Origin of the sequence: Syntrophus buswellii, from assembly GCF_046097065.1 — a bacterium.
Lineage (GTDB): Bacteria > Desulfobacterota > Syntrophia > Syntrophales > Syntrophaceae > Syntrophus > Syntrophus buswellii.
The window spans coordinates 820,300-834,110 of the sequence record NZ_CP175563.1 but is presented as its reverse complement, the minus strand read 5'-3'; the positions used below and the strand labels follow the sequence as shown (position 1 = coordinate 834,110).

Genomic DNA, 13,811 nt, shown 5'->3' with positions numbered 1-13,811 from the left:
AAACACATCACTCAGAATAAAAACCGGAATCCATGCCTGTTCACACGATCCCCGTAAGCCGGCACAACGTGCATATGGACATGCTGATATTCCTTCCCGGAATCGGGACCTTCGTTGAACCCCATGGAAAATCCGGAAGGGGCAACGTGCGTCGCTCCGCGGAGAAATTCAATACCGGAATGGCATCTTTCAATGACCCTCGTATCGGATTTTTCCGCCAAAGCAATGTAGTGTTCATACCTTTCAATAAAATTGATTCGGTGAAACTGATTAAAGAGAACCCTCCAGGCAACTTTTCGAAATTGAAGATATTCTTCATTGGTCAACTCGAAGATGCTTTCAACGTGCCTTAACGGTATAATTAAAAAGTGGCCGACATTTTTAGGACAGATCTCGACCAGCGCGGCCAGCAAACGATCGCGGTAAAAAATATTATACGCGTTCGTTTCGATCATTTCGCAAAACTGACAATACCCCATGTTCGATTAATGCCTTTCAGATGCATTCCTGTTGGTGGAGCGCATGCGAGGAAGAAATGCGTCTTTCCGGAGAGTCCATCAAGACGGGAAAGGCCGGGGGAAAAGCATCTCCGGCAAAATGGCCTGATTTCTCTGTCCTGGGGTTACAGCCCCTGGCTCTTCGACGGACGCGTTCATGCTCATATCCAGTCCGCCACATCCGTCACAACCTCCTCTATAGGATCAAAACGGTCGGTGTCAAGAGATATATGTCTTACAGGACACATGCCTTCTGCAGGCTCTTCGTGACGGGAAGACGATTATCTGTGAACGCACCCCCTCTTTTTACACCCGGCGTTAGTAGAGGTTTCAGGAGCCCCTGCCACGAGGAGTTCCGGAACATCGTTCCCAAGAGTGCATGAAGGGTTCGGAATACAGAGGATACTTCAGCGCCTTCGGCTGAGACCTTGATGAGAAGGGCTTCAGACCATGGAGGGGGAGAGAGACGGGATGCGCTCCCGTCTCAAGGTTCATGTTTCGTGCGGCTCTTTTCAGGACATTCGGAATAGATGACTTTACAGTGGGATGTTGTTGTGCTTTTTCGGAAGACGGTGCTCCGACTTTTCCTTCAGGGCCTCCAGCAGAAAGGCAATGCGTTTCCGGGTGTCCATCGGAAGGATGATTTCGTCGATGATGCCCAGGCCCGCGGCAAAGTAAGGATTGTTGAACTGCGCTTCATAGGTTTGGGCCAGCTCTTTGCGTTTGGCTGCGGAATCCTTTGCCTCCTGAATCTCCCGACGGTAAATAATGTTGCAGGCGCCTTCCGCCCCCATGACGGCAATTTCCGCGGAGGGCCAGGCCATGACGTAGTCCGCGCCGAGCTGCTTGCTGCACATGCCGATGTAGGCCCCGCCGTAATCCTTGCGGACCACGATGGTGAGCTTGGGCACCGTGGCCTCCGAATAGGCATGAAGCATCTTTGCCCCATGGGTGATGATCCCCGCCCATTCCTGGCGGGTGCCGGGAAGATATCCGGGAACATCGGCAAAGGTCAGCAGGGGGATGTTGAAGGCATCGCAGAAGCGGATGAAGCGGGCGGCCTTATCCGAAGCGCTCACATCGAGCACGCCGGCCCCGAATCGCGGGTTGTTGGCCACGACCCCCACGGGGCATCCCATAATCCGGATAAACGCGACAATCATGTTTTTAGCCCACAGGGCATGGGGCTCCAGCATCTCATGGTTGTCGGCGATTTCCAGGATGATCCTCTTCATGTCATAACTCTTTGATGGCTTGTCGGGAATGATGCTGTTCAGGTCCGGGCATTCGCGGTCCGGCTTGTCCGACGTCGGCATGATGGGCAGGGGGCTGTGGCAGCTGTCGGGAAGATAGGACAGCAGCGTTCGGATTCTGTTGATGCAATCCCGGTCGTTGTCCATGGCGAAATGGCAGACGCCGCTTTTGGTGGAATGGACCAGGGCCCCCCCCAGGGCTTCGTTGGTCACCTCTTCGCCGATGACGGCTTTGATGACATCCGGTCCCGTAATGCACATGTAACTGCTTCTTTTAACCATGAAGACCCAGTCGGTCAGGGCCGGGGAATAAACGGCCCCGCCGGCGGTGGGTCCCATGGTCGCCGTGATCTGGGGAATGTAGCCGGAGGCCAGGGTGTTTCGATAAAAGATCCCGCCGTAGCCGTCCAGGGCGGGAACACCTTCCTGGATGCGCGCCCCCCCGGAATCGTTGAGGGAAACGAAGGGCTTTTTTGCCGCGATGGCCATGTCCATCACTTTCCATATTTTTTTCGCCTGCATTTCCCCGAGACTGCCCCCGGAACAGGTAAAATCCTGGGCCGCTGCAAAGACGACGCGGCCGTCGACCCGGCCGAATCCGGTAATGACGCCTTCGGCAGGAATGTCTTTCTCTCCGAGGCCGAACAGTGTCGAACGATGCTTGGTGAAGAGCTGCACCTCCTGAAACGTCGCGGTGTCAAAAAGCAGGTCAAGTCGTTCCCTTGCGGTCAGCTTGCCCAGTTCATGCTGCTTTCTGACCATCTCCCTGCCGCCCATCCGCATTAACGTCTTTTTTCGGGATCCGTAATCCCTGATTTTTTCCGATGTGGTATTCGTCGAATTTTCCGTGGCCATAATCCCTCACAGAATGAAGTTAAATAGTTCGGGGAACCTGAAAAACCCCGGTTAAACAGGTTTTTCGAATTGACCATACTTAATTTAAAAAAGTATAATTGTACATAATTTTTTACAAAATCACCGTGGAGACGATGAAACGAAACATAAAACTTGTCCTGGAATATGACGGGACGGCCTATCGAGGCTGGCAGCGCCAGGGGCAGCAGCCGACCATCCAGAAAATTCTTGAGGAGGCCATCGGCAGAATCACGCAGGAATCCATTACACTCTATGGATCGGGACGGACCGACGCCGGGGTTCACGCCCGGCATCAGGTGGCCAACTTCAAAACGGAATCGGGAATTCCGGCGGGAAATCTCCTGCGCGGGATCAACAGCCTCCTTCCCGAAGACATTGCGATCAAGGAGATTCAGGAGGTTGAGGGGGATTTTCATTCCCGTTATTCCGCGAAGAGCAAAAGCTATCTTTACCGGATTTTCAATTCCCCGATCCGTTCCCCGCTGGAGAGACATTCCGCCTGGTTCGTCCGCGCCCCCCTCGAGTTCGATAAAATGGCCCGGGCCTTGTCCCTTCTTCACGGCAGCCATGATTTCACCTCTTTCTGCGCCGCGGGCAGCGACGTGAAATCCTGCGTCCGCACCGTTCTCAGGACGGAGATGCTCCTCGATTCCGGCCGGGTGATCTCGATCTCAATCGAAGCGGACGGCTTTCTGCGGCACATGGTCCGCAACATCGTCGGGACGCTGGTCGAACTGGGTGCGGGGGAAGAGGCCCCGGAGATCATCCAGGACATCCTGGAGGCGAGAGACCGGGGACGGGCTGGAATCACCGCGCCTCCCCAGGGCCTTTTTCTGCAGGAAGTCCGGTATTGACCGCCGCCTTCCGGCGCGGGAATAGGAAAAGAGAGATACGTAGAAAGAGAGAAGGCACCCGACTCCCATGGTCCATGCGATTCCAGATTGCGGCTTTGCACAGGCCTATGTCATCTCCGGAGCAGACGGCCTGATGGTCGTTGACGTGGGCAGCATCGGCGCCGCGAGGGATGTCGAACGGTTTCTTGCCGGCCGTCCGGACCTGTCCATCGAAGATGTCCGGTTTGTTACGGCGACCCATTTTCATATCGACCATATTGGCGGAATGGGAACTTTCCTGGAAAAATGTCCGCCATCGACAGAGATCCTCTTTTCTCCCCTGGTTGGGGAGTACTTCCACGGGAAAAGAAAACTGTCCCTGATCCGGAGCTGGTTCGTCGGTTTTATGCCCGCCTCCCTGTGGTGCAGCCGCTACGTCAGGAGGTTTGACCATCTGCGCGTTGAAAGCCTCTCCGGAATTCCTCTCCCGGGATTGAGAAATCTGATCAAACCGCCCTGCCCGGAAACGCGGATCCGGTACTTCGATCTGGACCTTTTTCCGTCTCGGAATCCGGCCGATGGACGGCGAAAGTGCCCCCAAGCCTGCCCTGTCGGTTTCGGTGATTGGAAAGTCATAGAAACACCGGGCCATACCGAAGATTCCCTCAGCTTTTACAACCCTGTCACGAGGGAGCTGATCTGCGGCGACCTGGTGATCAACACGGTCAAAAACGGTCCGGGCAGGCTGAACACCTTCTGCTGGAGCCGGAAGATAACGAAAAGGACCTATGACAAGCTCCGGACGGGGCTTGTCCCCCGGATTCTTTATCCCGGACATGGGTACAGGATCGCTCACCCCCAGAATGCCCTGGCAGACGTCGAAGTTTCACGGCTGTTCCTGCGGCGGCGGGTGTGCCCTTGAGCCCTTCTCTTCGGCATTGCATCGGGCAATCGTTTCTGATAGCCTCAAGCCCTGGGCAGGGATGCCGGAAAGCCGCGGAAGGCCATCCCACCCGGGCCGCGATGGCCCTTTCCTTAAAAGATCCCAATGAACTGGAGCAACTCTTTGAGCCGCAGAATTCACCTTCTTCCCGAAACGCTGACCCATAGAATCGCCGCCGGCGAAGTCGTGGAAAGACCGGCGTCCATCGTCAAAGAGCTCATGGAAAATGCCCTCGATGCCGGGGCGACGGAGATCACCATTGAACTGGAACAGGGCGGCTGCGGACTGATCCGCATTTCCGACAACGGGAGCGGCATCAGCGCCGAGGATGTTCCGCTGGCCTTTGCCCGTCACGCCACCAGCAAAATTGCGGAGTTCGACGATCTCTACCGGGTGCGGTCCTTCGGCTTCCGCGGGGAAGCCCTGGCAAGCATCGCCTCCATATCCCGGACGGAGCTGGTGACCCGGACCCCGGAGGCGCTGGCGGGTATACGGATCATTGTCGAAGCGGGAAAAATGATCGAAAGAGCAGAGGCGGGCTGCCCCGTCGGGACGACCGTGACGGTGAGCCGGATCTTCGATTCCGTGCCCGTTCGCAAGAAATTCCTCAAATCCGAAAACACGGAGCGGTCGTACTGCCTCGATGTGATTACCCGGCTGGCCCTGGCAAACCCCGAGGTTCGAGTCCGGGTTCTCGCCAAGGGGCGGGAACTCTTCTCCTACCCGGCAACGCCCCGCCTGGCGGAGCGGATCGCCATCGTCCTCGGACAGAGGGACTCCCAACGGATGCGGCCGATTGAGGGCGCCACCGCCGGGCTCAAGGTTTACGGATTTGCCTCCCAGCCCGACCTGACCTGTGCAACGACGAAGCAGATCTACACGTTTGTCAACCGGCGGCACGTCAAGGATTACCTTCTCAACCATGCGGTCATGACGGCCTACCGAAGGGTCATCGAGCCGCGGCGCTACCCGGCGGCGGTTCTCTATATCGATCTGGATCCGGCCGATGTGGATGTGAACGTCCACCCCGCAAAGCTGGAAGTGCGCTTCCGGCAGCCGCGGATCGTCTACGAGGCGGTTGTCGAGGCCCTGTCCCTCATGCTCCGCGGCTTGGCTCAGCCCCCTTCCATCGAGCACTCCCACGGGCCTTCCGGGGCCCTCGAGGAAAGCCCCATGCTGCGGGAGGAATACACATCCCGGGTTTCCGAGGCGTTGCGGCGGTATTCCCTGGCTTCGGGAAGCCGGAAGCTGATGTATGGGAAGGGACACGAGCCAGGAACGGGAATGCAATCGGCTGTCAGCCCCGAGATGGGATTGCAGGCCCGGACGGCTTGGCCGCCGTCCCGGACCCGGAAATCGGAAGGAGATCCTGCAGCGCCTGATCTGTTCGAGCCGGCTCCGCCGCGGAATCTTTCCCGTCCCGTCTTTACCGACCTGGACTGTATCGGCTCTCTCTGGGAGACCTATCTGATTTTCCCCTCCCCCGAAGGAATGATCCTGGTCGACCAGCATGCCGCCCATGAGCGGGTCCTCTTTGAAAAGATCAAAGGCGGGGCCGAGAGGGGAAAGCAGGCCGTTCAAGGGCTTTTGATCCCTGAAGTCCTCAGCCTGTCCAAGGCTGACTTTGAACGGATTTCCGACCTGATCCCTCTGCTTGAGGAGGCCGGTGTCGAAGCGGAGCCCTTCGGCGGCGACTCGGTGGTTGTCAAGGCCCTGCCCGCCCTGTTGGCCCATCTGGAAGCGGGGGCGCTCGCAAAGGATCTGATCTCCGAATTTTCCGAACGGGAGCGGGCTCTTTCCCTTGCAGAAAAGAGGGACAGAATTTACGCCTTCCTGGCCTGCCGGGGAGCGGTCAAGGCCGGTCACCACCTGACCCGTGAAGAAGTGGGGCAGTTGTGCCGGGATCTGGATTCCACCCCCTTTGCCGCCACGTGCCCTCACGGAAGACCGGTCTATGTTCTCTATCCCCAGCGGGAGATCGAACGGATGTTCAAGCGCCGGTAATGCATGGGAGCGGGCAGGATAACATGATCAGGGAGCAAGAAAAGCCCCGCCTCATCGTGGTGATGGGTCCCACCGCCGCAGGCAAAACCCGGACGGCCATCGCCCTGGCGGAGTTCTGCAACGGCGAAATCGTCAGCGCCGATTCCATGCAGGTCTATCGCCATATGGACATCGGAACGGCGAAGCCGACACCCGCCGAACAAGGTCAGGTTCGTCACCATCTCATCGACATCGTGAATCCCGATGAACCCTTCAGTGCAGCCTCCTTCATGGAGCGGGCCAGGGCCGCCATCACCGATCTCCATCGCCGGGGAAAGGGAATCGTCGTGACAGGGGGAACAGGTCTTTATATCCGCGCCCTCCTGGGGGGGCTCTTCGATGGTCCCGGTGCCGATGAGGCACTGCGCCGATCCTATGCCGCCATTCTGGAGCGGGAGGGAAAACCCGGCCTGTACGAGATCCTGAAAACGAAGGACAGTCGCGCCGCAGCGATCATCCATCCCAACGATGTGGCGCGGACAGTCAGGGCCCTGGAGGTCCTGGAACTCACCGGCGTCTCGATCGTGGACCAGCAGCAGGATCATGGTTTTGCCCAGCGGCCCTATTCGGTCCTGAAAATCGGTCTGCGGATGGAACGTCCCCGCCTTTATGAGCGCATCGAAGCCAGGACGGATCAAATGATGGCGCTGGGATTCCTCGAAGAAGTTCAGGGCCTGCTGGATATGGGCTTTTCCGGGGATCTCAAGCCTATGCAGGCCCTGGGCTACCGGCAGTTGGTCAGGGTCCTGAAAGGCACCCTTGGCCTTGAGGAAGCGGTAACTTCGATCAAGCGGGAAACCCGGCGCTACGCCAAGCGCCAGCTGACCTGGTTCGGCGCTGATCCGGAGATTTCCTGGTTTGACGCCGGGGACAGGGAGGGGATTCTTCAGTCTGCCCGACGCCTTCTGGAGAGAAATCCCACCAGCAGATCCCCCCTCCAGAGCGGGGGAACACTGCAAAATCCCTTGACTTAGACAAGGGATAAAGATAAGGATGCGCCTTGAAATAACAAGTTCTTGCATTCGAATAGAAATCTACTCGAAAGGGCGCAGGGCCGACTTCCCGAAGGTGGGACAAGGGAGCATCAGGGCGGCATACCTGCCGCCCTTGTCATTTTTGGAGCACCTGTCATGGACAAAGGGTCTTTAAGCAAAGCGTATGAACCTCGGGAAGTTGAGGAAAGATGGTACCAATACTGGCTGGATGCCGGCTTTTTTCATGCGGAGGACGAAGGGGAAAAACCTCCTTTCGCCATTGTGATCCCGCCGCCCAATGTGACGGGAATCCTCCACATGGGGCATGCCCTGAACAACACGCTTCAGGACATCATCGTCCGCTTCAAGCGCATGCAGGGTTTCAATACCCTCTGGATGCCGGGAATGGATCATGCGGGCATCGCCACACAGAACGTCGTGGAACAGGAACTGGCCCGGGAGGGGTTGACACGCCATGATCTCGGCCGGGAGAAGTTCATCGAGCGGGTCTGGGAGTGGAAGGCCAAGTTCGGCGGGGTCATCATCAATCAGTTGAAGAGGCTGGGATGCTCCTGCGACTGGGAGCGTCAGCGGTTCACCATGGACGACGGGCTGTCCCGTGCCGTCCGGGAAGTTTTTGTCCGCCTCTACAATGAGGATTTGATCTATCAGGGGGATTACATCGTCAACTGGTGCCCCCGCTGCCACACCGCCATCTCCGATCTCGAAGTCGAGTACAAGGAGGAGGCCGGCTCCCTCTGGAACATCCGCTACCCCCTTGCCGACGGCAGCGGTGAGATCACCGTGGCGACCACCCGCCCGGAAACGATGCTGGGAGATACGGCGGTGGCGGTTCACCCCGACGATCCCCGTTACAAGGATCTCGTGGGCAGGAACGTGCTCCTTCCCCTGGTGAACCGCAGAATTCCCATCATTGCCGATGACTACGTGACCATGGATTTCGGTTCCGGGGCGGTAAAAATCACGCCGTCCTCCGACCCCGCCGACTTTGCCATGGCCGAACGGCATTCGCTGGAAATCATCAACATCATGGACGGAAACGCCGCCATCAACGAAAACGGCGGCCCCTACCAGGGTCAGGACCGCTACGAATGCCGGAAGAACGTCGTGGCCGATCTGGAGAAGCAGGGTTTTCTGATCAGCGTTGAGCCGTACATGCATAACGTGGGACAGTGCTACCGCTGCAAAACCGACATCGAACCCGCCGTTTCCAAACAGTGGTTCGTCAAGATCAAGCCCCTGGCCAAATCGGCCATCAGCGCCGTGGTGAAGGGGAAAACCCGCATTGTCCCGCCCATGTGGGAAGCGACCTATTACGAATGGATGAACAACATCCGGGATTGGTGCATCTCCCGGCAGATCTGGTGGGGACACCGCATCCCCGTCTGGTACTGCGATTCCTGCGGGAAGATGATCGTCTCCACGCAGGATCCCGATGCCTGCCCCGATTGCGGGAATGCCTCCCTCCGGCAGGAGGAAGATGTCCTGGATACGTGGTTCAGCTCCGCCCTCTGGCCCTTTTCCACCCTGGGCTGGCCGGACTCGACGCCCGCCCTGAAAACATTTTATCCCACCTCGCTCTTAATCACCGGGTTCGACATCCTCTTCTTCTGGGTGGCCCGGATGATGATGATGGGCAAATACATCATGCATGACGTTCCCTTCCGGGACGTTTATCTCCACGCCCTGGTGCGGGACGAAAAGGGGGAGAAGATGAGCAAGTCCAAGGGGAACAGCATCAACCCCCTGGACATGATCGACAAGTATGGAACCGATGCCTTCCGGTTCACCTTGGCCGCCTTTTCCGCACAGGGAAGGGATGTCCGGATGTCCGAGGAGCGCATCGAAGGCTATAAATTCTTCGTGAACAAGATCTGGAACGCCGCCCGCTTCTCCCTGATGAATCTTGAAGATTATCCGGCTGAAGGAAGTGTTGTCGCCACAGCGGAAAAATCCCTGAAGGATCAATGGATTTTGAGCCGGCTTCAGAAAACTGCCAGCGAGGTTGTCCGCAGCCTCAGCGAATACCGTTTCAACGACGCCGCCGCTGCCGTTTACGCCTTCTTCTGGCATGAGCTCTGCGACTGGTATCTGGAGCTTGCCAAACCCGCCCTGTACGGCAGGGAAACACCGGAAAGGCGCCTGGCGGCCCAGGCCACCCTGAAAGAGGTTCTTCAGGACGGACTGAAGCTTCTCCACCCCTTCATGCCCTTCGTCACGGAAGAGATCTGGCAGAAGCTTTCCCATGACGGGACATCCATCATGGTCAGCACGTTCCCCGAGGCCGATGAAGGAAAAATCGACGATGAGGCGGAACGGCAGATGGGCCTGGTCATGGATGTGATCACCTCCATCCGCAACATCCGGGGCGAGATGGGAATTTCCCCTTCCCGGAAGCTCCGGACCGTTCTTTCCGCTCCTCAGGACGGGGAAAAGGCGCTGATGACGGCGGCGCAGGGCGACATCATCAATCTGGCCGCTCTGGCGGAGCTGGAAATCCAGGGAGACATGGAGGAACCCAGGGGCGTGGCCACCGGCGTGGTCGGCTCCATGCGCGTTTTTGTCCACCTGGAAGGCCTCATCAACATCGCCGAGGAAAAAGCCCGGCTGGAAAAGGAAATGGCAAAACTGGACAAGGACCTGGCACAGGTTTCCCGAAAACTCGCCAACCGTGATTTTCTGGCAAAGGCGGCTGAGGCCGTCATCCGGAAGGAAGAAGAAAAGCACAAGGCCCTGCGGGAAAAGCACGTCCTTTTGAAAGCGGCCTACAAGAAATTTCAGACCATGGAAGAACGTTAGGAGTTTCCCATGATGCTTTCTGTACCGAAATTCATGATGGAGACCCTGATCCGTGCCGCCCTGGCGGAAGACATCGGCTCAGGTGACGTGACCACGGCATCCGTACTGACCGGGCAGGAAAAGGGGCATGCGCGGGTGGTGGCCAAATCGGACCTGGTGGTTGCCGGCGGGGACATCTTTGGCGAGGTTTTTCTCCTGGTCGATGACCGGATCCAAAGAACATCCTGTCTGCCGGACGGTATGCAGGTCCAGCGGGGGCAGGTGGTTGCCGAAATTTCAGGCCCCCTGGCCGGCATTCTGATGGCGGAGCGGGTGGCCCTGAATTTCTTCCAGAGGATGTGCGGCATCGCCACGGCAACCCGGCAATATGTGGAAGCCGTTTCCGGGACGAAGGCAAAGATTCTGGACACCCGGAAAACCGTTCCGGGGCTGCGCATCCTGGACAAATACGCCGTGCGGATCGGCGGAGGAACCAACCACCGCTTCGGCCTCGGCAACTGCATCCTGATCAAGGAGAATCACATTGAGGCGGCGGGCGGCATCGGCGAGGCCGTATCCCGGACCCGGCAGGCGGCGTCCCACACCCTGAAAATCGAAGTGGAAGTGAAAAATTTTCAGGAATTGGACGAAGCCCTCGCCGCAGGGGCCGATATCATCATGCTGGACAACATGAGCGTTGCGGATATGCGGAAGGCTGTCCGAAAGGTCAACGGCAGGGTCCCCCTGGAGGCGTCGGGAAACGTCACGCTGGCAACGGTCCGGCAGATCGCCGAAACGGGTGTGGATTTCATCTCCTCCGGCGCCTTGACGCATTCGGTAAAGGCGGCGGACCTGTCGCTTCTGGTGAGCTCTCAGGGGTGAAGCATGACCGAAAAGACTCTACAAGTCCTGCCATCGGATCTCAATGAAACCGCTTTACGGGAAAGGCTTCAGGGAAGGCGGATCGGGCGGACCGTTCATGTGTATCCGGAGATTGATTCCACCAACAGCGCCGCCTTTTCGCTGGGACATTCCGGGGCGGAAGAAGGGACCGTCGTAATCGCCGATTCGCAGTCGCAGGGACGGGGGCGCCTCCGGAGACCCTGGCAGTCCCCTCCCGGCCGCAACCTGTACACCTCCATTCTCCTCAAACCCCCTATCGAACCCGCTGTCGCGCCTCAACTGACGCTCCTGGCCGGGGTGGCCGTCGCGGATCTCCTGTCGACGTACTGTCCGGGCTCCATTCGACTCAAATGGCCCAATGATGTTCAGATCGAGGGGAAAAAGGTCTGCGGCATCCTGACGGAGATGAGGACTTCCGGTCACGGGATTGACTATGTTGTGGTGGGCATCGGGATCAACGTCAACATCAGGAAGGACGATTTCGACGAGAGCTTCCGGAACCTGGCGACATCCCTCCGGGACGAAACGGGGGGTCGCATGCTCTCACGCCTGGATCTTGCCGTTGGCCTGTATGAGCATGTTGAAAGGCGCTATGCCCGCTATCTGGCCGAAGGCTTCGGCCCTCTGAGGGAAAGCTGGCTTCAGTATGCCCGCATTGTCGGGGAGCCCATCGAGGTGATCTTCCGGGACGAACTCCAGGCTGGAGAAGTGATCGGGCTGGAGGAAAGCGGTGCCCTGCTGCTCCGGGACGACGACGGCAGGGAAGCGCGCGTCCTTGCCGGCGATGCGACGGTTAAGAAAAAATGAAAAGGACGGCCTATGCTTTTAGTCATTGATGTGGGAAACACCAACACGGTTCTCGGCGTGTTCGACGGAGAGGAACTGGTCCATGACTGGAGGATCCGAACCGTTATCGAACACACGGTGGATGAGTACGGCATGCTCATGTACAACCTCTACAAATCCAGCAAGATCAGCTCGAAGGCGATTCAGCACATCATCATCTCCTGCGTTGTGCCGCCGATGCTTCATATCCTGGAACGGGTCTGCGAGAAGTATTTTCAGGTAGAGCCCCTGATCGTCGGCCCGGGGATCAAAACCGGAATGCCTATCTTCTACGACAATCCTCGGGAGGTTGGAGCAGACCGGATCGTCAACGCTGTAGCGGCCTATGAAAAATACCGACAGGAAGCCATCGTCGTCGATTTCGGAACGGCCACCACCTTTGACTATGTTTCCCAGAAGGGCGAGTACATGGGCGGATGCATCGCGCCGGGGATCGTCATCTCCAGTGAAGCCCTTTTCAAACGAGCCTCCAAGCTGCCCAGGGTCGATTTCAGTACGCCGAAATCCATCATCGCCAAGGATACGGTCAGCAGCATGCAGGCGGGGATCATCTTCGGCTACGCCGGCCTCGTGGACGGGATCGTGGCCCGCATGAGAGAGGAGATCCAGTCCAATCCCCTGGTGATTGCCACGGGCGGTCTGGCCAGGGTCGTTCAAAGCGAGGCGAAAAGCATCGGCATCGTGGATGAAATGCTCACCCTGGACGGGCTCCGCCTGATCTACATGAGAAACCGCTGATCAGCAAACGCCTTTTCTCAAGGTCGTCTATCAATACGGTTTCTGTAGAGGAAATGGCCTTCCAGTCGGGAGAGGCGCCTGCTCCGGTCGAATGTCGGTCGACATTCAAGAACCGGCCTGAGGAGCAAATACGGGGGACACGATGGCCTGGTGGTTCTGTGTTTGGAGACAGCCTCTTTTGCTGTCAGGCCATCCTGAAACGAGATGAGAGAGTCGGTCAAAACGGCCAAGCCCTCTCATCCCGAATGGTCTACGAATGACGGAACTTTCTCCTGAGAGCCGCAAGACCTGCCAGGCCGGGTGCAAACAGGAGAAGGGCGGAGGGCAGCGGGACGGGAGCCGTCTCTATGATGCCGCAATAGTTGACTTGACCCCCATTGAGGTCATTCCATTCCCCTTTGCTGTTCCAGTTCATAACGTAATAATCTTCACCACCGAAATCGTTGGGCTCCCCACCAGCCCAGTTCGTGTAGGTAACCGCTTCGCCTGAGATCCATTCCCATGTTCCCTCTGTAACTCGGTCGGTAAAACCGATCCAGAGATTGCTCGCGGCAAACTGTCCTTGCAGCCACGACTGCTCAGCCGCATCGTTGATGGATCCGAGATGGATCCGAATGATCCTCTTGCACTTGTTTCTGGATTCCACCTCCCCTCCGGCACCTGGTCTGAAAAATTCTTGGATCCTCTTGACCAAGGAACTTTTTCTCACCATCCTTTGACGGGAGGCCACTTCGGCTCTCTTTCACGGACGGGAAACAGCCTCCTTTTTTCCGTAACCCGTCTGGATTTCATGAAAATTACAGCTCTTTACACAAGGTGTCAATTGAGGAAATTCCTGATTTATGGCTCAGTTTATAGAGTTCCGTTCATAATGAATTTTACCTAGGCCGTGCTGGTTGAGCGCTGAGAACAAGAGACGGCAACAGCGAACGACTGGCAGAAAAGGCGAAGCAACGGGACATTGCCGCGGGCAGGACCATGTCATTGACGTGACAGACCGGTTCATGTCAGGAGTGAAAGTTCAGCCCGGTTTTGTTCATGGATGATGCAGTGGTGATTGATCTTTGCCCCTTAATCCTTTATAAAATAAGAACGCCTCGAGCAAA

The 13,811-nt window shown here is 57.5% G+C and carries 11 protein-coding genes; 8 read left to right on the top strand and 3 right to left on the bottom strand.

Translation table 11 applies throughout. The features are described from left to right. Positions 1-11: 11 nt before the first annotated feature. Together ACJ77P_RS03780 and ACJ77P_RS03775 are read right to left on the bottom strand one after the other, a co-directional pair. On the bottom strand, positions 12-455 hold the full coding sequence (locus ACJ77P_RS03780; RefSeq protein WP_408999013.1) for an HIT family protein: 444 nt from the start codon (positions 453-455) through the stop codon (positions 12-14). A 578-nt stretch (positions 456-1,033) separates the two neighbouring features. Then, positions 1,034-2,605: an acyl-CoA carboxylase subunit beta gene (locus tag ACJ77P_RS03775; protein ID WP_408999012.1), complete on the bottom strand. Its 1,572-nt coding sequence runs from the start codon at positions 2,603-2,605 to the stop codon at positions 1,034-1,036. 134 nt (positions 2,606-2,739) lie between these two features. On the opposite strand from ACJ77P_RS03775, the gene truA reads away from it, so the two are divergent. The 8 genes from truA (at position 2,740) to ACJ77P_RS03735 (ending at position 12,705) form a co-directional block, all read left to right on the top strand. Then, positions 2,740-3,480: a tRNA pseudouridine(38-40) synthase TruA gene (truA, locus tag ACJ77P_RS03770; protein ID WP_367359602.1), complete on the top strand. Its 741-nt coding sequence runs from the start codon at positions 2,740-2,742 to the stop codon at positions 3,478-3,480. 67 nt (positions 3,481-3,547) lie between these two features. Next, positions 3,548-4,381, top strand: a complete 834-nt coding sequence (locus tag ACJ77P_RS03765; protein WP_408999011.1) for an MBL fold metallo-hydrolase — start codon at positions 3,548-3,550, stop codon at positions 4,379-4,381. Positions 4,382-4,525: 144 nt separating this feature from the next. Then, positions 4,526-6,406 (top strand): DNA mismatch repair endonuclease MutL, encoded by a 1,881-nt coding sequence (mutL, locus tag ACJ77P_RS03760; protein ID WP_408999010.1) that lies wholly within the window; start codon positions 4,526-4,528, stop codon positions 6,404-6,406. Positions 6,407-6,429: 23 nt separating this feature from the next. Then, a complete protein-coding gene (gene miaA / locus ACJ77P_RS03755; protein ID WP_408999009.1) occupies positions 6,430-7,419 on the top strand; it encodes a tRNA (adenosine(37)-N6)-dimethylallyltransferase MiaA in 990 nt (329 codons plus the stop codon). 156 nt (positions 7,420-7,575) lie between these two features. Next, positions 7,576-10,239, top strand: a complete 2,664-nt coding sequence (locus ACJ77P_RS03750) for a valine--tRNA ligase (protein WP_408999008.1) — start codon at positions 7,576-7,578, stop codon at positions 10,237-10,239. A 9-nt stretch (positions 10,240-10,248) separates the two neighbouring features. Continuing rightward, positions 10,249-11,100, top strand: coding sequence for a carboxylating nicotinate-nucleotide diphosphorylase (gene nadC, locus ACJ77P_RS03745; RefSeq protein WP_367359608.1), 852 nt, complete (start codon positions 10,249-10,251; stop codon positions 11,098-11,100). Positions 11,101-11,103: 3 nt separating this feature from the next. Then, entirely contained in the window at positions 11,104-11,928 is an 825-nt protein-coding gene (locus ACJ77P_RS03740; RefSeq protein ID WP_408999007.1) for a biotin--[acetyl-CoA-carboxylase] ligase, read from the top strand. A gap of 12 nt (positions 11,929-11,940) precedes the next feature. Next, positions 11,941-12,705: a type III pantothenate kinase gene (locus ACJ77P_RS03735; protein ID WP_367359610.1), complete on the top strand. Its 765-nt coding sequence runs from the start codon at positions 11,941-11,943 to the stop codon at positions 12,703-12,705. Positions 12,706-12,955: 250 nt separating this feature from the next. On the opposite strand, the gene ACJ77P_RS03730 is transcribed toward ACJ77P_RS03735, so the two are convergent. Then, positions 12,956-13,351 (bottom strand): lectin-like protein, encoded by a 396-nt coding sequence (locus tag ACJ77P_RS03730; RefSeq protein WP_408999006.1) that lies wholly within the window; start codon positions 13,349-13,351, stop codon positions 12,956-12,958. Positions 13,352-13,811: the final 460 nt, after the last annotated feature.